Origin of the sequence: Pseudomonas fluorescens, assembly GCF_902498195.1 — a bacterium.
Taxonomy (GTDB): Bacteria; Pseudomonadota; Gammaproteobacteria; order Pseudomonadales; family Pseudomonadaceae; genus Aquipseudomonas; species Aquipseudomonas fluorescens_BU.
Genome location: NZ_CABVIY010000002.1, coordinates 395,123 through 416,455 on the forward strand (window position 1 = coordinate 395,123; position 21,333 = coordinate 416,455).

Below are 21,333 nucleotides of genomic sequence, written 5' to 3' on the forward strand. Positions count from 1 at the left end.
AATGTCGCATGTCGTTTGAGTTGCTTGCCACCGATGGCAAGGCTCGTCGTGGTCGCCTGACCTTCCCCCGTGGCACCGTCGAGACCCCGGCCTTCATGCCGGTCGGCACCTACGGCACGGTCAAGGGCATGTTGCCGCGGGATATCGAGGCCACTGGCGCTGAAATCATTCTGGGCAACACCTTCCACCTCTGGCTGCGTCCGGGCATGGAAGTGATCAGGAAGCACGGCGACCTGCACGATTTCATGCAGTGGAAAGGCCCGATCCTGACCGACTCCGGTGGTTTCCAGGTGTTCAGCCTGGGCGCCATGCGCAAGATCAAGGAGGAGGGCGTGACCTTCGCTTCGCCGGTCGATGGCGCGAAAGTGTTCATGGGCCCGGAAGAGTCGATGCAGGTCCAGCGCGACCTGGGCTCCGACATCGTGATGATTTTCGACGAATGCACACCGTACCCGGCCGACGAAGACGTCGCCCGAGTGTCCATGGAGTTGTCGCTGCGTTGGGCCCAGCGCTCGAAAAACGCCCATGCCGACAACACGGCGGCGCTGTTTGGCATCGTTCAGGGCGGCATGCACCAGGACCTGCGCATGCGTTCCCTGGAAGGCCTCGACAAGATCGGCTTCGACGGCCTGGCCATCGGCGGCCTGTCGGTGGGCGAGCCCAAGCATGAAATGATCAAGGTGCTGGATTACCTGCCGGGCCAGATGCCGGCTGACAAACCTCGTTACCTTATGGGCGTTGGCAAACCGGAAGATCTGGTGGAGGGTGTGCGCCGCGGTGTGGACATGTTCGATTGCGTGATGCCAACCCGTAATGCCCGCAATGGGCATCTGTTCATTGATACTGGCGTGATCAAGATCCGTAACGCGTTCCATCGCCATGATGATTCGCCGCTGGATCCGACCTGCGATTGCTATACCTGCCAGAACTTCTCCCGCGCTTATCTGCATCACCTGGACAAGTGCGGCGAAATGCTGGGAAGCATGCTCAATACCATCCATAACTTGCGTCATTATCAAGTGCTTATGGCTGGTTTGCGCGAGGCTATTCAACAGGGTACATTGGCCGCCTTTGTCGATGCCTTCTACGCCAAACGCGGGCTACCCGTTCCGCCTTTGGACTGAGTTTTCTGACCCCAAGATTCAACATTTGCAACTGGAGTGCTAAATGAGCTTTTTTATCTCTAATGCCATGGCCGACGCTGCTGCACCGGCAGCTGCAGGCCCAATGGGCGGCGGCTTCGAGTGGATTTTCCTGGTCGGCTTCCTGGTCATCTTCTACCTGATGATCTGGCGTCCACAGGCCAAGCGCGCCAAAGAGCAGAAGAACCTGCTGAGCAGCCTGCAGAAAGGCGACGAAGTTGTGACCACCGGCGGCATCGCCGGCAAGATCACCAAAGTGGCTGACGATTTCGTCGTTCTGGAAGTTTCCGACACCGTCGAAATGAAGTTCCAGAAAGGCGCCATCGCCGCCACGCTGCCTAAAGGCACGCTGAAAGCGATCTAAGTTTCAACTTCTACTCAATCGACGGGGCGCGCAAGGCGCCCCGCGTCATAAGCGGGCGGCGTGATGCTGAACAAATACCCTCTGTGGAAATACATTCTGATCCTGGCGGTGCTGGCGATCGGTCTGATTTATTCCGCTCCCAATCTTTATCCTGACGACCCGGCCATTCAGGTCAGCGGTGCAAGCACTGCGCTGCAAGTCAATCAGGCTGATCTGGACCGTGTGAGCGCTGCTCTCAAGGACGCCGGGATCAACGTCAAGGCTGCCACCCTGGCCGCTGGTGGCAAGGGCGGTCTGATTCGCCTGGTCAAGGCTGAAGACCAGTTGCCTGCCAAGGACGTCGTGCGCAAGGCGCTGGGTGATGACTACGTCGTCGCGCTGAACCTGGCACAAACCACCCCGCAATGGCTGCGCAGCCTGGCCGCGCACCCGATGAAGCTGGGTCTGGACTTGTCCGGTGGTGTGCACTTCCTGCTGGAAGTGGACATGGACAAAGCCCTCGATGCTCGCCTGAAAGTCTACGAAGGCGACGTCAAGAGCCTGTTGCGTAAAGAGAAACTGCGCTATCGCAGCCTGCCGCAACTGGGCGGTGCCATTCAGCTGGGCTTCACCGATGAAGCGACCCGCGAACAGGCCCGTTCGATCATCCGCAAGAACTTCAACGATTTCGACATTGTTCCGGCCGACCTCAATGGCCAACCGGTACTGCGTCTGGCGATGACCCCGGCGAAGCTGGCGGAAATCCGCGAATACTCCATCAAGCAGAACCTGACCACGGTACGTAACCGCGTCAACGAGCTGGGTGTTGCCGAACCGATCGTCCAGCGTCAGGGCGCCAACCGCATTGTGGTTGAGCTGCCGGGCGTGCAGGACACCGCAGAAGCCAAGCGTATCCTCGGCAAGACGGCCAACCTCGAGTTCCGCCTGGCCGCCGAGCCTGGCGCTTCGAAAGCCACTTCCGAAACCTTCGAGTTCCGTGAGGGCAACCGTCCTCCGGCGCAGATCGAGCGTGGCCTGATCATCACCGGCGACCAGGTGACTGACGCCAAGGCCGGCTTCGGCGAGCACGGTTCGCCAGAAGTGAACATCCGCCTGGACGGTCACGGCGGCGAGCTGATGAGCCGTGCGACCCGTTCGAACGTCGGTCGCAGCATGGCGGTGATCTTCATCGAGCAGCGTCCGGTCACCACTTACACCAAGCAAGTGGTCGATGGCGTCGAGAAAGACGTCGCGGTGCAGTCGTTCAAGGAAGAGAAAAAGATCATCAGCCTGGCGACCATCCAGTCGCCGCTGGGTGCTCAGTTCCGTATTACCGGTCTGAACGGCCAGGGCGAATCGTCCGAACTGGCGCTGCTGCTGCGTGCCGGTGGTCTGGCGGCACCGATGTACTTCGCTGAAGAGCGCACCATTGGCCCGAGCCTGGGTGCCGACAACATCGTCAAGGGTGTCGATGCCTCGCTGTGGGGCATGCTGTTCGTGTCGCTGTTCATCATCGCCATCTACCGCTTCTTCGGCATCATCGCCACGGTGGCGCTGGGTGTGAACATGGTGCTGCTGCTGGCCCTGATGTCGCTGCTGGGTGCCACGCTGACCCTGCCGGGTATCGCCGGTATCGTGTTGACCATGGGTATGGCGGTCGACGCCAACGTTCTGATCTTCTCGCGGATTCGTGAAGAGATTGCGGCGGGCATGAGCGTGCAGCGGGCGATCAACGAAGGTTTCGGTCGCGCATTCACGGCGATTCTCGACGCCAACCTGACCACCTTGCTGGTGGGCGGAATCCTGTTTGCCATGGGTACCGGTCCGGTCAAGGGCTTCGCCGTCACCATGTCCCTCGGGGTTTTGACTTCGATGTTCACGGCCATCATGGTCACCCGCGCGATGGTCAACCTGATCTTCGGCGGTCGTGACTTCAAGAAGTTGTGGATTTAAGGGGCTGCCATGTTACGTACAATCAACTTCATGGGCGTTCGCAACTTCGCGTTCGGCGTCACATTGTTCCTTACCGCACTGGCCATTTTCAGTGTCTTTCACAAGGGCATGAACTGGGGCCTGGACTTCACCGGCGGTACGCTCATCGAGCTGACCTACGAGCGTCCGGCAGACGTGACCAAGGTGCGCGAGCAGCTGGTGACGTCGGGCTACCACGAAGCCATCGTGCAGAACTTCGGCGCGACCACCGATCTGCTGGTGCGCATGCCGGGTGAAGACCCGCAACTGGGTCACCAGGTGGCTGAAGCGCTGCAGAAGGTCGGCGGCGACAACCCGGCGACCGTGAAGCGCGTCGAGTTCGTTGGCCCTCAGGTGGGTGAAGAGCTGCGCGACCAGGGCGGCCTCGGCATGCTGATGGCGCTGGGCGGCATCCTGATCTACCTGGCGTTCCGCTTTCAGTGGAAATTCGCCGTCGGTGCGATCGTGTCCTTGATCCATGACGTGATAGTGACCATCGGTATCCTGTCGTTCTTCCAGATCACCTTCGACCTGACGGTGCTGGCGGCGGTACTGGCGATCATCGGTTACTCGCTCAACGACACCATCGTGGTATTCGACCGGGTTCGCGAGAACTTCCGCGTGCTGCGCAAGGCCAGCCTGATCGAGAACATCAACATCTCGACCACGCAAACCCTGCTGCGGACCATTGCGACGTCGGTTTCCACTTTGCTGGCAATCGCGGCACTGCTGTTCTTCGGTGGCGACAACCTGTACGGCTTCTCCCTGGCGTTGCTGGTGGGTGTTCTGGCCGGTACTTACTCGTCGATCTACATCGCCAACGTGGTGCTGATCTGGCTGAACCTGAGCTCGGAAGACCTGATTCCACCGGTCAATACCGAGAAGGAAGTCGACGACCGTCCTTGAAGGAAGCTTCTTCCAGTGATGTAGTCCAAAAAGGCGCGAGTTGAACTCGCGCCTTTTTTTATGCTCCAAGGCTGGGAGAAGCGCGGGTTAGTCCCGCCTGTGATGGTCAGGAGGTTCATGTGAACAAGTCGATGCTGGTTGGTGCGGTATTGGGTGCTGTCGGTGTGACTGCCGGGGGTGCTGTGGCCACCTACAGCCTGGTTAAAAATAACGGACCTGAGTATGCGCAAGTACTCGCCGTTGAGCCGGTCAAGACGCAAATCAAGACTCCACGTGAAGTGTGCAAGGATGTCACGGTCACCCGGCAGGCGCCGGTGAAGGATCAACACCAGATTGCCGGTACCGTGGTCGGTGCGCTGGCAGGTGGTTTGCTGGGTAACCAGATCGGCGGCGGCACCGGCAAGAAGATTGCCACGGTGGCGGGCGCGGTCGGTGGCGGTTACGCCGGCAACAAGGTTCAGGAAGGCATGCAGGAGCGTGACACCTACACTACGACGCAAACCCGTTGTAATACGGTGAATGACATCAGTGACAAGGTCGTGGGTTACGACGTGCGGTACTCGCTGGACGGCAAAGAGGGGAAAGTGCGAATGGATCGCGATCCCGGGAACCAGATTCCGGTGGATAAAGAGGGCAAGTTGATCTTGTCGGAGAATCAGCAGGGTCAATGATCGGCTGAGAGATTTAAGAAGAAGCACCCTGCGGGGTGCTTTTTTTGTGCTCGGGATCCATGCGCCACCACCAACCCTGTGGGGGCGGGCTTGCTCGCGACAGCGGTGTGTCAGTCGATATCAATATTGGATGTCAGCCCGCCTTCGCGAGCAAGCCCACTCCCGCATTGGATCTGTGGGGTGTTGGCGATCGAATTTCTGGCATAAAAAAAGCACCCCGAAGGGTGCTTTCTCTGTCGCTGGACGCTTAGCGCTTCAGCGAGGCTGGCAGGTGCGGCTGGATCGCCGTCAGGACGGCCTTGAAGCACTTGGTGTTGCCGGCAACGATGTGGCCTTTTTCAAGGAAGTCGTGACCGCCGGTGAAGTCGCTCACCAGGCCGCCGGCTTCTTGAATCAGCAGGGCGCCTGCTGCCATGTCCCACTCGGACAGGCCCGACTCCCAGAAGGCGTCGAAGCGACCGGCGGCCACGTAGGCCAGGTCCAGGCTCGCCGAACCGGCGCGACGGATGCCGGCGGTCTGGCCGACCAGGGCGCGGAACATGCCCAGGTAGTTGTCGAGGTTGTCCATCTGGTCGTCACGGAACGGGAAGCCGGTACCCAGCAGGGCGCCGTCCAGGCTGGTGCGACCGCTGACGCGCAGGCGACGACCGTTCAGTTGAGCGCCGCGACCACGGCTGGCGGTGAATTCTTCCTGGCGAACCGGGTCCAGGACAACAGCGTGTTCCAGGCGACCGCGGTATTTGCAGGCGATGCTGACAGCGAAGTGAGGAATGCCGCGCAGGAAGTTGGTGGTGCCGTCCAGTGGGTCGATGATCCACAGGTATTCTTCGCCTTCGATCCCGGTACCGGCGTGCAGGCCGGTCTCTTCACCGCGGATCGAGTGATTCGGGTAAGCCTTGCGCAGGGCATCGATGATTTTCTGTTCGGCGGCGCGGTCCACCTCGGATACGTAATCCTTGGCGTCTTTTTCGTCGACCTTGATGGTATCCAGGCGCTCGATGGAGCGGAAGATCAATTCACTGGCGCTGCGGGCGGCGCGCAGCGCGATATTCAGCATGGGCTGCATGGATGTGTCACCTAAGGTTGTTAAAGAAAGCCGGGCATTCTATCAGAAAGTTTCTACAGGTGAAGGACGACGTTCGCTTTCATGGCTTAACGGTAGTTTGAGCTGTAAGATTCTGCTCCCAATCTATATGTTCGAGAGCGCCTCCCTTGCTGCAAAACATTCGTGTCGTCCTGGTCAATACCAGCCATCCGGGCAATATCGGCGGGACTGCGCGCGCCATGAAAAACATGGGCCTGTCGCGGCTGGTGCTGGTCGAGCCACGGCTGTTTCCGCACCACGAGGCCGACGCCCGTGCCTCCGGTGCCGGTGACATCCTTGAAAATGCGCAAGTCGTCGCCACGTTGGAGGATGCCCTGGTCGGCTGCAACCTGGTGCTCGGCACCAGCGCTCGCGACCGCCGGATTCCCTGGCCGCTGCTCGATCCCCGCGAATGCGGTGCGAAAGTGGTCGAGGAAGCCGGGCAGGGCGCCGAGATCGCCCTGGTGTTCGGTCGTGAAGATTCCGGCCTGACCAATGACGAGCTGCAGCGATGTCATTATCACGTGCACATCCCATCAGACCCCGAGTTCAGTTCGCTGAACCTTGGGGCGGCGGTGCAGGTGTTGAGTTATGAAGTGCGCATGTCCTGGCTGGCGGCCCAAGGCCAGCCGAGCAAGGTCGAGAAGGAAGAGGTGGCATCGGTCAAAAGCGCTGAGCTGGCGACCATGGATGAGCTGGAGCGGTTCTATGAGCACCTGGAGCAAACCCTGGTGGCCATCGAGTTCCTCGATCCGGAAAAGCCACGGCACTTGATGGCGCGCCTGCGCCGGTTGTACGGACGCAGCTCGGTCAGCCGGGCGGAAATGAATATATTGCGTGGCATCCTCACGGAAACCCAAAAAGCGGCCCGTGGTGAGCTTCTGAAGCGGAAGGATTAATGATGTTCGAGCGTTTGCGTGAAGATATCCAGAGTGTTTTCCATCGTGACCCGGCGGCGCGTAATGCTTTTGAAGTCCTGACCTGCTACCCCGGCATGCATGCCATCTGGATCCATCGCCTGTCTTCGATGTTGTGGCGCGCGGACCTGAAATGGCTGGCGCGCCTGGTCTCGAACTTTGGTCGCTGGTTGACCGGGATCGAGATTCATCCGGGCGCGAAGGTCGGTCGACGTTTCTTCATTGACCATGGGATGGGCATCGTCATTGGCGAAACCGCTGAAATCGGCGATGACGTCACGATCTATCAGGGTGTGACCCTGGGCGGCACCAGCTGGAACAAGGGCAAGCGACACCCTACTTTGGGCGATGGCGTGGTGGTCGGGGCGGGCGCGAAGGTGCTCGGTCCGTTCACTGTTGGAGCCGGCGCCAAGGTGGGCTCCAATGCCGTTGTGACCAAGGAAGTGCCGCCGGGCGCCACTGTGGTGGGTATTCCGGGGCGGATCATCGTCAAGCCCGACCAGGAGCTGGACGCCAAGCGCAAGGCCATGGCCGAGAAGATCGGCTTCGATGCCTACGGAGTGACTGAAGACATGCCGGATCCGGTGGCGCGTGCCATCAATCAATTGCTCGATCACCTGCAGGCAGTCGATGGGCGTCTGGAGGGGATGTGCGGGGCGTTGAAGGATCTGGGCAGTAATTACTGTGCGAAAGATCTGCCTGAGCTGCGCGAGGAAGACTTCGCTTGCGTAAAAGACAAAGATCAAAGCCAGGCCAGTTGATGCTTTTGTAGGAGCTGCCGCAGGTCGTATTCAGGCAATGGCGCAGCGCTCAGCGGTGTGCCATTAAGCCGCAGACCCTGATATCATGCGCCCGCTGTTTTGCGGGTAAACCTGACTAAAGTACTAGGTCTTATAGTTGACTTAAATACTCGGGAATTGCATACTCGCCCCATTCCGAACTCCGTGGTAATTGTCCATGCGACTGACTACAAAAGGCCGATACGCCGTGACCGCCATGCTAGACCTGGCGTTGCACGCGCAGCACGGGCCCGTGTCCCTGGCCGATATCTCCGAGCGCCAAGGCATCTCCCTGTCCTACCTCGAACAGCTTTTCGCCAAGCTGCGCCGCAGCAACCTGGTGTCGAGCGTGCGTGGTCCAGGTGGCGGTTACCAGCTGTCACGCGACATGCAGGGTATCCAGGTCGCCCAGGTGATCGATGCGGTGAACGAATCGGTCGATGCCACCAAGTGCCAGGGCCAGGGCGACTGCCACCAAGGCGATACCTGCCTGACCCATCACTTGTGGTGCGATCTGAGCTTGCAGATTCACGAATTTCTGAGCGGTATCAGCTTGGCTGACCTTGTGACTCGCCGTGAGGTGCAAGAAGTAGCCCAGCGCCAGGACCAACGCCGTTGCAACAGCAAGGCGCCACGCCTGGACAAGATTGAAGCGTCCGCCGTCGAATGACAGCCATAGAGCTAACGGCGTGCCAGCCAGCCTGATTTAGGAGATAGTCCATGAAATTGCCGATTTACCTTGATTACTCTGCGACGACCCCGGTTGATCCGCGTGTCGCGCAAAAAATGAGTGAATGCCTGCTGGTCGACGGAAACTTCGGTAACCCGGCGTCCCGTTCCCACGTGTTCGGCTGGAAAGCTGAAGAATCCGTCGAAAACGCCCGTCGTCAGGTGGCCGACCTGGTCAATGCCGACCCGCGTGAAATCGTCTGGACCTCCGGTGCCACCGAATCGGACAACCTGGCAATCAAGGGTGCGGCACATTTCTACGCCACCAAAGGCAAGCACCTGATCACCACCAAGATTGAGCACAAGGCTGTCCTCGACACCATGCGCCAACTGGAACGTGAAGGTTTCGAAGTCACCTACATCGAGCCTCGTGAAGATGGCCTGGTGACCCCGGAGATGGTCGAAGCCGCACTGCGCGACGACACCATCCTGGTTTCGATCATGCACGTGAACAACGAAATCGGCACCATCAACGACATCGCCGCCATCGGCGAGCTGACCCGTTCCAAGGGCATCCTGTTCCACGTCGACGCCGCTCAGTCCACTGGCAAGGTCGAAATCGACCTGCAGAAACTGAAAGTCGACCTGATGTCGTTCTCCGCCCACAAGACCTACGGCCCTAAAGGCATCGGCGCCCTGTACGTGAGCCGCAAACCGCGAGTTCGCATCGAGGCGACCATGCACGGCGGCGGTCACGAGCGCGGCATGCGTTCCGGTACCCTGGCGACCCACCAGATCGTCGGTATCGGTGAAGCCTTCCGTGTAGCCAAGGAAGACATGGCTGCCGAGAACGTGCGCATCAAGGCCCTGAGCGACCGTTTCTACAAGCAGGTCGAGCATCTGGAAGAGCTGTACATCAACGGCAGCATGACCGCCCGCGTACCGCACAACCTGAACCTGAGCTTCAACTACGTTGAAGGCGAGTCGCTGATCATGGCGCTCAAGGATCTGGCGGTTTCGTCCGGTTCGGCCTGCACCTCGGCCTCGCTTGAGCCTTCGTACGTGCTGCGCGCCCTGGGCCGCAACGACGAACTGGCTCACAGCTCGATCCGTTTCACCTTCGGTCGCTTCACCACCGAAGAAGAAATCGACTATGCCGCGCAGAAGGTCTGCGAGGCCGTTACCAAGCTGCGCGCTCTGTCGCCGCTGTGGGACATGTACAAAGACGGTGTCGACATTTCGAAAATCGAGTGGGCGGCACACTGATTTCAAGTCGCCGCGAACCAGCCTCGGGGACTCAGGTCCCGGGGTTCCAAGAGCGACTCTCTGATGAGTGAGGATTAAGCATCATGGCTTACAGCGAAAAGGTCATCGACCACTACGAAAACCCGCGCAACGTCGGCAAGATGGACGCGGAAGATCCTGATGTCGGCACCGGCATGGTCGGCGCGCCGGCTTGCGGCGACGTCATGCGCCTGCAGATCAAGGTCAACGACGCCGGCATCATCGAAGATGCCAAGTTCAAGACCTATGGCTGCGGTTCCGCCATCGCTTCCAGCTCCCTGGCCACCGAGTGGATGAAGGGCAAGACGCTGGATGAGGCAGAAACCATCAAGAACACTCAGCTGGCTGAAGAACTGGCCCTGCCGCCAGTGAAAATTCACTGCTCCGTGCTCGCTGAAGACGCCATCAAGGCGGCCGTTCGCGACTACAAGCAGAAGAAAGGCTTGATCTGACTTTCAGGATTTGGCGACGAGTAAGGAGTCACCGATGGCTATCAGCATGACAGAAGCGGCTGCTCGACACGTGCGACGCTCCCTCGACGGGCGCGGCAAAGGTGAGGGGATTCGTCTGGGTGTTCGCACCACAGGCTGCTCCGGCCTTGCCTACGTGCTGGAGTTTGTCGACGAGGTGGTTGCAGAGGACCAGGTGTTCGAAAGTCACGGCGAGAAAGTGATCATCGACCCGAAAAGCCTGGCCTACCTGGACGGCACCGAGCTCGATTTCGTCAAGGAAGGGTTGAACGAAGGCTTCAAGTTCAACAACCCTAACGTGCGCGGTGAGTGTGGCTGCGGCGAAAGCTTCAATATCTGAGGCTTCTTGTGGGTACTCCTTGTCATTTCGCTTTATTTGAGCTGCAACCGAGCTTCAATCTGGACCTCGATCAGCTGGCTACGCGCTACCGTGAGTTGGCGCGCAGTGTTCATCCGGACCGTTTTGCGGACGCTTCCGAGCGCGAGCAACGGCTGGCGCTAGAGCAATCCGCGAGCCTCAACGAGGCCTACCAGACGCTCAAGAATCCCCCCAAGCGCGCGCGTTACCTGCTCGCCTTGAGTGGTGGTGAGCTGCCGCTGGAGGTCACGGTGCATGACCCGGAATTTCTTCTGCAACAGATGGAATTGCGCGAAGAGCTCGAAGACCTGCAGGACAGCGCCGATTTGTCGGGTGTTGCCGCGTTCAAGCGCCGCCTGAAATCTGCCCAGGATGAACTGAACCAAAGCTTCGCAGCTTGCTGGAACGATACCGCGCAACGTGAACGGGCCGAACGCCTGATGCGGCGCATGCAGTTCCTCGACAAGCTCACTTACGAAGTGCGCCAGTTAGAAGAGCGCCTCGACGATTAACCCAGTGCCGCTCCGGTCGCACGCCTGATATACAGATAAGTCCTGATAACGATGGCCCTACTGCAGATCGCCGAACCCGGCCAAAGTCCTCAACCGCACCAGCGTCGTCTGGCTGTGGGGATCGACTTGGGCACTACCAATTCGCTGGTCGCTGCCTTGCGCAGTGGTCTTTCCGAACCTCTGGCGGACGCGCAGGGGCAGGTCATCCTGCCATCCGCCGTGCGTTATCACGCCGATCACGTCGAGGTGGGCGAGTCGGCCAAGCTGGCTGCCTCAACCGATCCGCTGAACACCGTGCTGTCGGTCAAGCGCTTGATGGGTCGTGGTCTGTCCGACGTCAAGCAGCTGGGCGATCAGTTGCCATACCGCTTTGTCGGTGGCGAATCGCACATGCCGTTCATCGACACGATCCAGGGCCCGAAAAGCCCGGTCGAAGTCTCGGCGGATATCCTCAAGGTCTTGCGTCAACGTGCCGAAGCCACCCTTGGCGGTGAGCTGGTGGGCGCAGTGATCACGGTTCCGGCCTATTTCGACGACGCCCAGCGTCAAGCCACCAAGGATGCGGCCAAGCTGGCCGGCCTTAACGTGCTGCGTTTGCTCAATGAGCCGACCGCCGCGGCGGTGGCTTATGGTCTGGATCAGCACGCCGAAGGCCTGGTGGCGATTTATGACTTGGGTGGCGGTACGTTCGATATTTCGATTCTGCGCCTGACCGGCGGCGTCTTCGAAGTCCTGGCTACCGGTGGTGACAGCGCCCTGGGCGGCGATGATTTCGATCACGCCATCGCCGGCTGGATCATCGAGAGTGCCGGTTTGTCCGCCGACCTCGATCCCGGCGCACAGCGTAATCTGTTGCAAACCGCTTGCGCGGCCAAGGAAGCGTTGACCGATGACGTGGCTGTTGAGGTTGCTTACGGCAACTGGAAAGCCGAGCTGAGCCGCGAAGCCTTCAATGCGCTGATCGAGCCGATGGTCGCTCGCAGCCTGAAAGCCTGCCGTCGTGCCGTTCGTGATTCCGGCGTCGAGCTGGAAGAAGTTCACGCCGTGGTGATGGTCGGTGGCTCGACGCGTGTCCCGCGTGTTCGCGAAGCGGTCGCCGAAGCCTTCGGTCGTCAGCCGTTGACCGAAATCGATCCGGATCAAGTGGTAGCCATCGGGGCTGCGATCCAGGCTGATACCCTGGCCGGCAACAAGCGTGACGGCGACGAATTGCTACTGCTTGACGTGATCCCGCTGTCCCTGGGGCTGGAAACCATGGGCGGCCTGATGGAAAAGGTGATTCCGCGCAACACCACCATTCCCGTCGCCCGCGCCCAGGATTTCACCACCTATAAAGATGGCCAGTCGGCCATGGCTATCCATGTCTTGCAGGGTGAGCGCGAGCTGATCAGTGACTGCCGATCCCTGGCGCGCTTCGAATTGCGTGGCATTCCGGCGATGGTCGCCGGTGCGGCGAAAATTCGCGTGACCTTCCAGGTCGATGCCGATGGCCTGCTCAGCGTCTCTGCCCGTGAGTTGGGTTCGGGCATTGAAGCGAGCATCCAGGTCAAGCCGTCCTACGGTCTGACCGACGGTGAAATCGCCAAGATGCTCAAGGATTCGTTCCAGCATGCCAACGACGACAAGGTTGCCCGTGTGCTGCGTGAGCAGCAGGTCGATGCCCAGCGTCTGATCGAAGCGGTGCAGGCTGCCCTGGAAGCCGACGGCGACCGTTTGCTCGATGCCGATGAGCGCATGGTGATCGATCTGCAGGTGCAGGAACTCACCGAACTGATGAAAGGTACCGATGGTTACGCCATCGAGCAGCAGACCAAGCGTCTGTCGCAAGTGACCGATGCCTTTGCTGCCCGCCGCCTGGACTCGACGGTGAAAGCCGCGCTGGCGGGGCGCAACCTGAATGAGATTGAGGAATAACGATGCCGCAGGTCATTTTTCTGCCACACGAAAAGTTTTGCCCGGAAGGCATGGTCGTGGAGGCTGAGACCGGTACGTCCATCCTCGAGCTGGCCCATGAGCACCACATCGAGATGGAAAGTGCCTGTGGCGGCGTCTGCGCCTGTACCACCTGTCACTGCATCATCCGCGAGGGGTTTGACTCGCTGGAAGAGGCCGACGAGCTGGAAGAGGACTATCTTGACAAGGCTTGGGGGCTGGAAGCCCAGTCGCGCCTGGGCTGTCAGGCCAAGGTCGGGACTGAAGACCTGACGGTCGAAATTCCGAAATACTCGCTCAACCACGCAGCCGAAGCGCCGCACTGATTCAAGGAACTGTCATGAGTCTCAAGTGGACTGATGTGCTGGAAATCGCGATCCAGCTGGCTGAAAACAAGCCCGATGTAGACCCAATGTCGGTCAACTTCGTCGATCTGCGTAAATGGGTAATGGAATTGCCCGAGTTTGACGACAAGCCTGAGCATTGTGGCGAGAAGATCCTGGAGGCCATTCAGGCCCACTGGATCGAAGAACGCGACTGAGCCACGCTGCAGGTTAGGCAATACCTAAGAACCCGCGTATAATTCGCGGGTTTAATTTTTCGCAAATTACCGTTTCTGGAGTTACACCATGGCTGTTCAACGTACTTTCTCCATCATCAAGCCTGACGCCGTTGCAAAAAACGTTATCGGCGAGATCACCACTCGTTTCGAAAAAGCTGGCCTGCGCGTTGTAGCTTCGAAACTCAAGCAACTGTCCAAAGCTGAAGCCGAAGGCTTCTACGCTGAGCACAGCGCTCGTGGTTTCTTCGGCGACCTGGTTGCTTTCATGATCTCCGGTCCGGTTGTCGTTCAGGTTCTGGAAGGCGAAAACGCTATCGCTCTGAACCGTGAGCTGATGGGCGCTACCAACCCTAAAGAAGCTGCTGCCGGCACCATCCGCGCTGACTTCGCTGATTCCATCGACGCCAACGCTGTGCACGGTTCGGACTCCGAAGCCGCTGCTGCTCGCGAAATCTCGTACTTCTTCGCAGCTACTGAAGTAACCACTCGCTAAGCATTGGCTTAAGAGTGAAGGTGAATCCATGACGACATCGACTGTAAAAACCAACCTGCTGGGTCTGACTCAACAGGAAATGGAAAAATTCTTCGACTCAATCGGGGAGAAGCGTTTCCGTGCCGGTCAGGTAATGAAATGGATTCACCACTTTGGCGTCGATGATTTCGACGCCATGACGAACGTCAGCAAGGCCTTGCGCGAGAAGCTCAAGGCTGTTGCTGAAGTTCGCGGTCCGGAAGTGGTCAGCGAGGACATCTCCAGCGACGGCACCCGCAAGTGGGTGGTGCGCGTGGCGTCCGGCAGCTGCGTCGAGACCGTTTACATTCCCCAGGGCAAACGCGGCACCTTGTGCGTTTCGTCCCAGGCGGGCTGTGCCCTGGACTGCAGTTTCTGCTCCACCGGCAAGCAAGGCTTCAATAGCAACCTCACCGCCGCCGAAGTCATCGGCCAGGTGTGGATTGCCAACAAATCCTTTGGCAGCGTCCCGGCAACCGTCGACCGTGCCATCACCAACGTGGTGATGATGGGCATGGGTGAGCCGCTGCTGAACTTCGACAACGTCATTGCCGCCATGCACCTGATGATGGATGACCTGGGCTACGGCATCTCCAAGCGCCGCGTGACCCTGTCCACCTCGGGCGTGGTGCCGATGATCGATGAGCTGTCCAAGCACATCGACGTCTCCCTGGCGTTGTCCCTGCACGCACCGAATGACGCATTGCGTAACCAATTGGTGCCGATCAACAAGAAATATCCGCTTAAGATGCTGCTCGAGTCGTGCCAGCGCTACATGTCGTCCCTGGGCGAAAAGCGCGTGCTGACCATCGAGTACACCTTGCTCAAGGACATCAATGACAAGGTCGAGCATGCGGTCGAGATGATCGAGTTGCTCAAGAATATCCCGTGCAAGATCAACCTGATCCCGTTCAACCCGTTCCCGCATTCCGGGTACGAGCGGCCAAGCAACAACGCCATTCGCCGGTTCCAGGATCAGCTTCATCATGCCGGTTTCAACGTCACCGTCCGCACCACCCGTGGTGAAGACATCGACGCCGCTTGTGGTCAACTGGTAGGGCAGGTGCTGGATCGCACCCGTCGCAGCGAACGTTATATCGCCGTGCGTGAATTGAGCGCCGAGAACGATATGGCACAGAACGCTGCGAATAAGTAACCAAGAGAGGATCTCTATGTCCCTGCGCTTTGCGCTGCTTTTGCTTTTGGCCAGCCTGTGTGCTGGCTGTGTGCTTTCGGGCGATTACAACCCGATGAAGACCAGCAAGGGCCGTGACGAAGCGCGTGAGGCGTATGTGCAGTTGGGCATCGGTTATCTGCAGCAGGGCATGACCGAACGGGCCAAGGTGCCGTTGAAGAAAGCGCTGGAGCTGGACGATACCGACCCGGACGCCAACGCGGCGCTGGCGCTGGTGTTCCAGGCCGAGATGGAGCCGGAACTGGCCGACCAGCATTTTCGCAAGGCGCTGTCCAAACGTCCCGCCGATGCACGCATCCTCAACAACTACGGCAGTTTTCTTTTCGAGCAAAAACGCTACAAGGAAGCCTACGAGCGCTTTGAGCAGGCCGCTGCCGATACTCTGTATCCTGAGCGTTCACGAGTGTTCGAGAACCTGGGGATGACCGCCGCGATGCTCGGTCAGCGCGACCTGGCCCAGCAGCAACTGGAAAAAGCCCTGCGTTTGAATCGACAACAACCCCGCGCATTGCTGGAAATGGCTGAGTTGTCTTACGAAGACAGGCATTATGTGCCCGCGCGTGACTATTACGATCGTTTTAGCCTGCTCGCCGAGCAAAATGCACGTAGTCTATTGCTCGGCGTCCGGCTGGCAAAAGTGTTTGAAGATCGCGACAAGGCCGCCAGTTTTGGCTTGCAATTAAAAAGACTCTATCCCGGTACACCGGAATATCAGCAATACCTGTCGGAGCAATGATGAAAGCGGCGCATCCCGAAGTTGTAGCAGCGAATCGCGTTAACCCCGGTGAGACTCTGCGCCAGGCCCGCGAAAGCAATGGCTGGTCGCTGGCCGAAGTGGCTCTCAAGCTCAACCTCACCGTCAATTCCCTGAGCAATCTGGAAGCCGGCGCTTTCGACAAGCTGCCAGGGCATACCTTCGCTCGCGGCTATATTCGCGCCTATGCCAAATTGCTCGGCATGGACCAGGCCGTTCTGGTCCAGCAGTTCGACCAATCCACCGGCACCGACTCCCAGGGCAGCAGCGTGCATAGCCTGGGTCGCATCGAAGAGCCGGTCCGGGTATCCCACACTATTTTACGTATTGTCAGCCTGTTGTTGCTGGTGGCAGTGATTGGCGGCGGTTTTGTCTGGTGGCAGGATCAAACGTCGTTGCGCACCAAGGATCTGATCAGCCTGAGCCCTGAGCACGTTGAGGTCGAAGGCGCTGACGGCACCACCCAGATTCACCCGCTGGACGAGCCGGAAGACCAGGCTGTCGCCGAGGGCCAGGCTGAAAACTCCACGGTTCTGGCATTGCCGCAAGCCGAGACTTCGGCCGAAACACCGGTTGAAGCGCAAGTGACTGCACCCGCGGCAGCGCCAACACCAACGCCCGCTGCTCCAGCACACACGGCGGCACCAGTGGTCGCAACGCCAGCCCCGGCGGTTCCTGCCGTACCGGCCCCGACCGTGACCGCGCCAGTTGCTCCGGTGGCTCCTGCGCCAGCCACTCCGGCGGTTGCCCCGGTTGCCGGCCAGGGCCAGGTTCAGCTGCAATTTACCGCCGATTGCTGGACCCAGGTGTCCGACGGCAGCGGCAAGGTGCTGTTCAGTGGTCTCAAGCGTAAGGGCGACAGCCTTTCCGTCAGCGGCAAGCCGCCGTTCGCGGTCCGCCTGGGCTTCGCTCGCGGCGCACAGGTCAGCTACAACGGCCAGGCGGTTGATGTGGCTCCGTTCACCAGTGGCGAGACTGCTCGCCTGAAGTTGGGTCAATAAGTCATGCACGGCGAATCTCCAATCAAACGTCGCGAATCGCGCAAGATCTGGGTCGGTAATGTGCCTGTTGGCGGCGATGCGCCTATCGCTGTGCAGAGCATGACCAACAGCGATACCAACGATGTTGCTGCCACTGTGGCGCAGATCAACCGTCTGGAAGCGGCCGGCGTCGACATCGTAAGGGTGTCCGTGCCGGACATGGATGCCGCCGAGGCCTTCGGCAAGATCAAGCAACTGGTCAAGGTGCCGCTGGTTGCCGATATCCATTTCGACTACCGGATCGCCTTGCGCGTCGCTGAACTGGGCGTCGACTGCCTGCGGATCAACCCGGGCAACATCGGTCGCGAAGATCGTGTACGCGCCGTGGTCGATGCCGCCCGTGATCGCGGGATCCCGATTCGTATCGGGGTCAACGCCGGTTCCCTGGAAAAAGACCTGCAAAAGAAATACGGCGAACCGACCCCGGCCGCGCTGGTCGAGTCTGCCCTGCGCCACGTCGAGCACTTAGAACGGCTGAACTTCCAGGACTTCAAGGTCAGCGTGAAAGCGTCCGACGTGTTCATGGCCGTCGAGGCCTATCGCCTGCTGGCCAAGGAAATCGTCCAGCCGTTGCACCTGGGCATCACCGAAGCCGGTGGTTTGCGTTCAGGCACAGTGAAATCCGCCGTGGGCCTCGGTATGCTGCTCGCCGAAGGGATTGGCGATACTATTCGCATCTCGTTGGCGGCTGATCCGGTCGAGGAAGTGAAAGTCGGCTACGACATTCTCAAGTCCCTGCACCTGCGTTCCCGTGGCATCAACTTCATCGCCTGCCCGAGTTGCTCGCGGCAGAACTTCGATGTGGTCAAGACCATGAACGAGCTGGAAGGGCGCCTCGAAGATTTGCTGGTGCCGCTGGATGTGGCGGTTATCGGTTGCGTGGTCAACGGGCCGGGTGAAGCCAAGGAAGCCCATATCGGCTTGACCGGCGGCACGCCCAACCTGATTTACATCGACGGCAAGCCGTCGCAGAAACTGACGAATGACAATCTGGTGGATGAGCTTGAACGCTTGATCCGCGAGAAAGCGGCCGAGAAGGTCGAGGCTGAAGCAGCGGTTATCGCTCGCGGCTAAGCCCGACTGAAGAGCCGAACGAATTTAAGGATTTAAAGTGAGCAAGTCTCTGCAAGCCATTCGTGGCATGAACGACATCCTGCCCGAACAGACTCCGCTGTGGCGTCATTTCGAGGGCACCGTTTCGCGCCTGCTGGATAACTACGGTTACAAGCAGATCCGCATGCCAATCGTCGAGTTCACCGAGCTGTTCAAGCGCTCCATCGGTGAAGTGACCGACATCGTCGAAAAAGAGATGTACACCTTCGACGACCGCAACGGCGATTCCCTGACCCTGCGCCCTGAAGGCACCGCGGCCTGCGTGCGTGCTGTGCTTGAGCACGGCATCACCGGTGGTGGCCAGGTGCAGAAGCTCTGGTACATCGGCCCGATGTTCCGCCACGAGCGTCCGCAGAAAGGCCGGTACCGCCAGTTCCACCAGATCGGTGTCGAGGTGTTCAACCTGGATGGTCCGGACATCGATGCAGAGCTGATCGTGCTGACGTGGCGCCTGTGGGGCGAGCTGGGCATCCGTGATGCAGTCAAGCTCGAGCTCAACAGCCTGGGCACCAGCGAGTCCCGTGGCCGTTATCGCGAGGCGCTGGTCGAGTTCCTGTCCGGGCACCTGGACAAGCTGGACGAAGACAGCCAGCGTCGCCTGAAGACCAACCCGCTGCGGGTACTGGACACCAAGAACGCCGACACGCAGGCGATCCTGGTCGATGCGCCGAAAATGGCCGACTACCTGGACGAAGAATCACGCCTGCACTTCGAAGGCCTCAAGGCTCGTCTGGACGCCGCCGGCATTCCTTACGTGATCAACCCGAAGCTGGTTCGCGGGCTGGACTACTACAGCAAGACCGTTTTCGAATGGGTCACCGACAAGCTGGGCGCCCAGGGCACCGTGTGTGCCGGTGGTCGCTACGACGGCCTGGTCGAGCAGATGGGCGGCAAGCCGACGGCCGGCGTTGGTTTTGCCATGGGCATCGAGCGCCTGGTCCTGCTGCTGGAAACCCTGGAGCAGATCCCGCAAGAGATCTCCCGTCAGGTCGACGTCTACCTCTGCGCCTTCGGTGAAGAAGCCGAACTGGCCGGCCTGGCCCTGGCCGAGCGTGTGCGTGACCAGTTGCCCAACCTGCGCCTGCAAGTGAATGCCGGCGCCGGCAGCTTCAAGAGCCAGTTCAAGAAAGCCGACAAGAGCGGTGCGTTGTATGCACTGATCCTCGGTGACGATGAGATGGCCCAGCAGGTGGTAGGTTTCAAACCCCTGCGTGGCCAGGGCGAACAACAAAGCATTGCCTGGGATGCGCTTGCTGCACACCTGGCCACCTGCGTCGTGCAGGGTTGAAGCTGTCATAAACAGCCGATTTAGCGATTAAGGAGTATTGGGGTGTCGAGTACCGAAGACGAAAACCTGGCGGATTTAAAGGACTGGTGGTCACGCAACGGCAAGCCCCTGGTCACTGGCGGCCTGTTGGCGCTGGTCATCGTGTTCGGCTGGCAAGCCTTTCACAAGTATCAGAGCAATCAGTCGCAAGGCGCCTCGATGCTCTATCAGCAATTGCTGGAAACCACGCTGACGCCTGATGGCAAGCCTGATGCGGCCCGTGTTTCGGATCTGGCAGGCAAGCTCAACAGCGAGTTCGGCGGCAGCGCCTACGCGCAATACGGCAGCCTGTTCGTGGCCAAGGTCGCCGTCGACAGCGGCAAGCTGGATGACGCAGCCAGTGAGCTGAAAGCCATTGTTGCCAAACCGGCCAACCCGGCGCTGGGCGAAATCGCCCGTCAGCGCCTGGCGCAGGTACTGGCCGCGCAGAACAAGGCCGATGAAGCCCTGAAACTGCTTGAAGGCGATGCCGACAAGGCCTTCCTGGCCACTCGTGAAGAACTCAAGGGAGACCTGCTGGTGCAGTTGGGTCGTACCGATGAAGCACACGCGGCGTATCAAAAAGCCAAGGCGGCACTGTCGGATGAAGCGGCGGTCGGTGGCCTACAAATCAAGCTGGACGACCTGGCCAAAGGGGATGCGTGACGTGATCCGTTGGAAACATGCAGCATTGCTGGCCCTGGCCATTTTGGCCGCGGGTTGCAGCAGCAACAGCAAGAAAGAACTGCCGCCGGCCGAGTTGACCGATTTCAAGGAAGAAGTGGTCCTGCAAAAACAGTGGAGTCGTTCGATCGGTGACGGTCAGGGCGAAACCTACAACATGCTGGTTCCGGCGATCGATGGCGATACCATCTATGCCGCCGACGTCACCGGTGTGGTGATGGCGCTGGATCGCAGCAACGGCGACGTCAAGTGGAAGAAAGATCTCGAACTGCCTGTTTCCGGTGCCGTTGGCGTTGGTTACGGTCTGCTGACGATCGGTACGATCAAGGGTGAAATCGTTGCCCTGGACGCCATCAACGGTGAAGAGAAATGGCGCGCTCGCGTGTCCAGCGAAGTCCTCGCACCACCGGCCAACAACGGTGATGTGGTGGTGGTCCAGACCCAGGACGACCGTCTGATCGGCCTGGATGCCGCAACTGGCAACCAGCGCTGGTTGTATGACAGCACGCCTGCCGTACTGACCCTGCGTGGCACCAGCGCGCCGATCGTGACCAATCGCCTTGCAGTGGCTGGCTTTTCGACCGGTAAAGTGGTTGCCCTGGACATCTCCAACGGCGTGCCGGTCTGGGAGCAGCGTGTAGCGATCCCGCAAGGTCGTTCGGAGCTGGAGCGCGTGGTCGACATCGACGGCGGCCTGCTGCTGTCCGGCGAGACGATTTATGTCGCCAGCTACCAGGGTCGCGTTGCGGCACTGGACCTGCAAAGCGGTCGCCAGCTGTGGCAGCGTGATGCTTCCAGCTACGCCGGTGTCGCCCAGGGTTTCGGAAGCGTCTACGTGAGCCTGTCTTCGGGCACCGTTGAAGGCGTCGACGAACGTTCCACCACGGCCCTGTGGAGCAACGATTCGCTGGCTCGCCGTCAACTCTCGGCTCCGGAAGTGTTCTCCAGCTATGTTGCAGTCGGTGACCTGGAAGGTTACCTGCACCTGCTGAGTCAGGTGGACGGTCGATTCGTCGGCCGCGAACGCATCGACAGCGACGGCCTGCGTGCCCGCCCGCTGGTGGTGGGTGACACGATTTATGTCTATGGCAACAGTGGCAAACTGGAAGCCCTGACCATTAAGTAAAGGT

24 protein-coding genes are annotated in these 21,333 nt (G+C 59.7%); 23 read left to right on the forward strand and 1 reads right to left on the reverse strand.

Translation table 11 applies throughout. The features are described 5' to 3' along the window. Nucleotides 1-8: 8 nt before the first annotated feature. The 5 genes from tgt (at nucleotide 9) to F8N66_RS07270 (ending at nucleotide 5,033) form a co-directional block, all read left to right on the forward strand. Nucleotides 9-1,124, forward strand: coding sequence for a tRNA guanosine(34) transglycosylase Tgt (gene tgt, locus F8N66_RS07250; RefSeq protein WP_191622954.1), 1,116 nt, complete (start codon nucleotides 9-11; stop codon nucleotides 1,122-1,124). Nucleotides 1,125-1,167: 43 nt separating this feature from the next. Next, entirely contained in the window at nucleotides 1,168-1,506 is a 339-nt protein-coding gene (gene yajC / locus F8N66_RS07255; protein ID WP_007916913.1) for a preprotein translocase subunit YajC, read from the forward strand. Between the two features lie 63 nt (nucleotides 1,507-1,569). Further along, nucleotides 1,570-3,438 (forward strand): protein translocase subunit SecD, encoded by a 1,869-nt coding sequence (gene secD, locus F8N66_RS07260; RefSeq protein ID WP_150769542.1) that lies wholly within the window; start codon nucleotides 1,570-1,572, stop codon nucleotides 3,436-3,438. Nucleotides 3,439-3,447: 9 nt separating this feature from the next. Continuing rightward, nucleotides 3,448-4,362, forward strand: coding sequence for a protein translocase subunit SecF (secF, locus tag F8N66_RS07265; protein ID WP_150769543.1), 915 nt, complete (start codon nucleotides 3,448-3,450; stop codon nucleotides 4,360-4,362). A gap of 119 nt (nucleotides 4,363-4,481) precedes the next feature. Next, complete coding sequence (locus F8N66_RS07270) at nucleotides 4,482-5,033, forward strand: glycine zipper 2TM domain-containing protein (protein ID WP_150769544.1); 552 nt, start codon at nucleotides 4,482-4,484, stop codon at nucleotides 5,031-5,033. A gap of 247 nt (nucleotides 5,034-5,280) precedes the next feature. Here the strand turns inward: F8N66_RS07270 and suhB are convergent, their stop codons facing one another. Further along, complete coding sequence (gene suhB / locus F8N66_RS07280) at nucleotides 5,281-6,099, reverse strand: inositol-phosphate phosphatase (RefSeq protein ID WP_016984379.1); 819 nt, start codon at nucleotides 6,097-6,099, stop codon at nucleotides 5,281-5,283. Between the two features lie 146 nt (nucleotides 6,100-6,245). Here suhB and trmJ point away from each other — a divergent pair, with 146 nt between their 5' ends. From trmJ to bamB, 18 genes are all read left to right on the forward strand, one after another. Then, nucleotides 6,246-7,016 carry a tRNA (cytosine(32)/uridine(32)-2'-O)-methyltransferase TrmJ gene (trmJ, locus tag F8N66_RS07285; protein ID WP_150769545.1) on the forward strand — a complete coding sequence of 257 codons (771 nt, stop codon included), beginning with the start codon at nucleotides 6,246-6,248 and terminating at the stop codon, nucleotides 7,014-7,016. A 2-nt stretch (nucleotides 7,017-7,018) separates the two neighbouring features. Continuing rightward, nucleotides 7,019-7,795, forward strand: a complete 777-nt coding sequence (gene cysE, locus F8N66_RS07290) for a serine O-acetyltransferase (RefSeq protein ID WP_150769546.1) — start codon at nucleotides 7,019-7,021, stop codon at nucleotides 7,793-7,795. Between the two features lie 196 nt (nucleotides 7,796-7,991). Further along, a complete protein-coding gene (iscR, locus tag F8N66_RS07295; protein ID WP_007903581.1) occupies nucleotides 7,992-8,483 on the forward strand; it encodes a Fe-S cluster assembly transcriptional regulator IscR in 492 nt (163 codons plus the stop codon). 50 nt (nucleotides 8,484-8,533) lie between these two features. After that, nucleotides 8,534-9,748, forward strand: coding sequence for an IscS subfamily cysteine desulfurase (locus tag F8N66_RS07300; protein ID WP_150769547.1), 1,215 nt, complete (start codon nucleotides 8,534-8,536; stop codon nucleotides 9,746-9,748). Nucleotides 9,749-9,831: 83 nt separating this feature from the next. Further along, complete coding sequence (gene iscU, locus F8N66_RS07305; RefSeq protein ID WP_007974006.1) at nucleotides 9,832-10,218, forward strand: Fe-S cluster assembly scaffold IscU; 387 nt, start codon at nucleotides 9,832-9,834, stop codon at nucleotides 10,216-10,218. A 34-nt stretch (nucleotides 10,219-10,252) separates the two neighbouring features. Further along, nucleotides 10,253-10,576 carry an iron-sulfur cluster assembly protein IscA gene (iscA, locus tag F8N66_RS07310; RefSeq protein ID WP_003227904.1) on the forward strand — a complete coding sequence of 108 codons (324 nt, stop codon included), beginning with the start codon at nucleotides 10,253-10,255 and terminating at the stop codon, nucleotides 10,574-10,576. Nucleotides 10,577-10,584: 8 nt separating this feature from the next. Continuing rightward, entirely contained in the window at nucleotides 10,585-11,106 is a 522-nt protein-coding gene (gene hscB / locus F8N66_RS07315) for a co-chaperone HscB (protein WP_150770150.1), read from the forward strand. A 51-nt stretch (nucleotides 11,107-11,157) separates the two neighbouring features. Further along, nucleotides 11,158-13,020 carry a Fe-S protein assembly chaperone HscA gene (gene hscA, locus F8N66_RS07320; protein ID WP_150769548.1) on the forward strand — a complete coding sequence of 621 codons (1,863 nt, stop codon included), beginning with the start codon at nucleotides 11,158-11,160 and terminating at the stop codon, nucleotides 13,018-13,020. 2 nt (nucleotides 13,021-13,022) lie between these two features. Next, nucleotides 13,023-13,364, forward strand: coding sequence for an ISC system 2Fe-2S type ferredoxin (gene fdx, locus F8N66_RS07325; protein ID WP_085715824.1), 342 nt, complete (start codon nucleotides 13,023-13,025; stop codon nucleotides 13,362-13,364). A gap of 14 nt (nucleotides 13,365-13,378) precedes the next feature. Continuing rightward, nucleotides 13,379-13,579 carry a Fe-S cluster assembly protein IscX gene (gene iscX, locus F8N66_RS07330; protein WP_150769549.1) on the forward strand — a complete coding sequence of 67 codons (201 nt, stop codon included), beginning with the start codon at nucleotides 13,379-13,381 and terminating at the stop codon, nucleotides 13,577-13,579. Nucleotides 13,580-13,667: 88 nt separating this feature from the next. Further along, complete coding sequence (gene ndk, locus F8N66_RS07335) at nucleotides 13,668-14,093, forward strand: nucleoside-diphosphate kinase (RefSeq protein WP_007916882.1); 426 nt, start codon at nucleotides 13,668-13,670, stop codon at nucleotides 14,091-14,093. Nucleotides 14,094-14,121: 28 nt separating this feature from the next. Further along, on the forward strand, nucleotides 14,122-15,267 hold the full coding sequence (rlmN, locus tag F8N66_RS07340) for a 23S rRNA (adenine(2503)-C(2))-methyltransferase RlmN (RefSeq protein ID WP_150769550.1): 1,146 nt from the start codon (nucleotides 14,122-14,124) through the stop codon (nucleotides 15,265-15,267). Between the two features lie 16 nt (nucleotides 15,268-15,283). Continuing rightward, nucleotides 15,284-16,042: a type IV pilus biogenesis/stability protein PilW gene (pilW, locus tag F8N66_RS07345; protein ID WP_150769551.1), complete on the forward strand. Its 759-nt coding sequence runs from the start codon at nucleotides 15,284-15,286 to the stop codon at nucleotides 16,040-16,042. Continuing rightward, entirely contained in the window at nucleotides 16,042-17,061 is a 1,020-nt protein-coding gene (locus F8N66_RS07350) for a helix-turn-helix domain-containing protein (protein ID WP_150769552.1), read from the forward strand. Before pilW ends, F8N66_RS07350 begins: the two co-directional genes overlap by 1 nt. 3 nt (nucleotides 17,062-17,064) lie before the next feature. Beyond that, entirely contained in the window at nucleotides 17,065-18,174 is a 1,110-nt protein-coding gene (gene ispG, locus F8N66_RS07355) for a flavodoxin-dependent (E)-4-hydroxy-3-methylbut-2-enyl-diphosphate synthase (protein WP_150769553.1), read from the forward strand. A gap of 37 nt (nucleotides 18,175-18,211) precedes the next feature. Beyond that, nucleotides 18,212-19,501, forward strand: coding sequence for a histidine--tRNA ligase (gene hisS, locus F8N66_RS07360; protein WP_053162320.1), 1,290 nt, complete (start codon nucleotides 18,212-18,214; stop codon nucleotides 19,499-19,501). Between the two features lie 42 nt (nucleotides 19,502-19,543). Next, entirely contained in the window at nucleotides 19,544-20,185 is a 642-nt protein-coding gene (locus tag F8N66_RS07365; RefSeq protein WP_150769554.1) for a tetratricopeptide repeat protein, read from the forward strand. After that, nucleotides 20,178-21,329, forward strand: coding sequence for an outer membrane protein assembly factor BamB (bamB, locus tag F8N66_RS07370; RefSeq protein ID WP_032831492.1), 1,152 nt, complete (start codon nucleotides 20,178-20,180; stop codon nucleotides 21,327-21,329). Before F8N66_RS07365 ends, bamB begins: the two co-directional genes overlap by 8 nt. The last annotated feature ends 4 nt before the right edge of the window (nucleotides 21,330-21,333 follow it).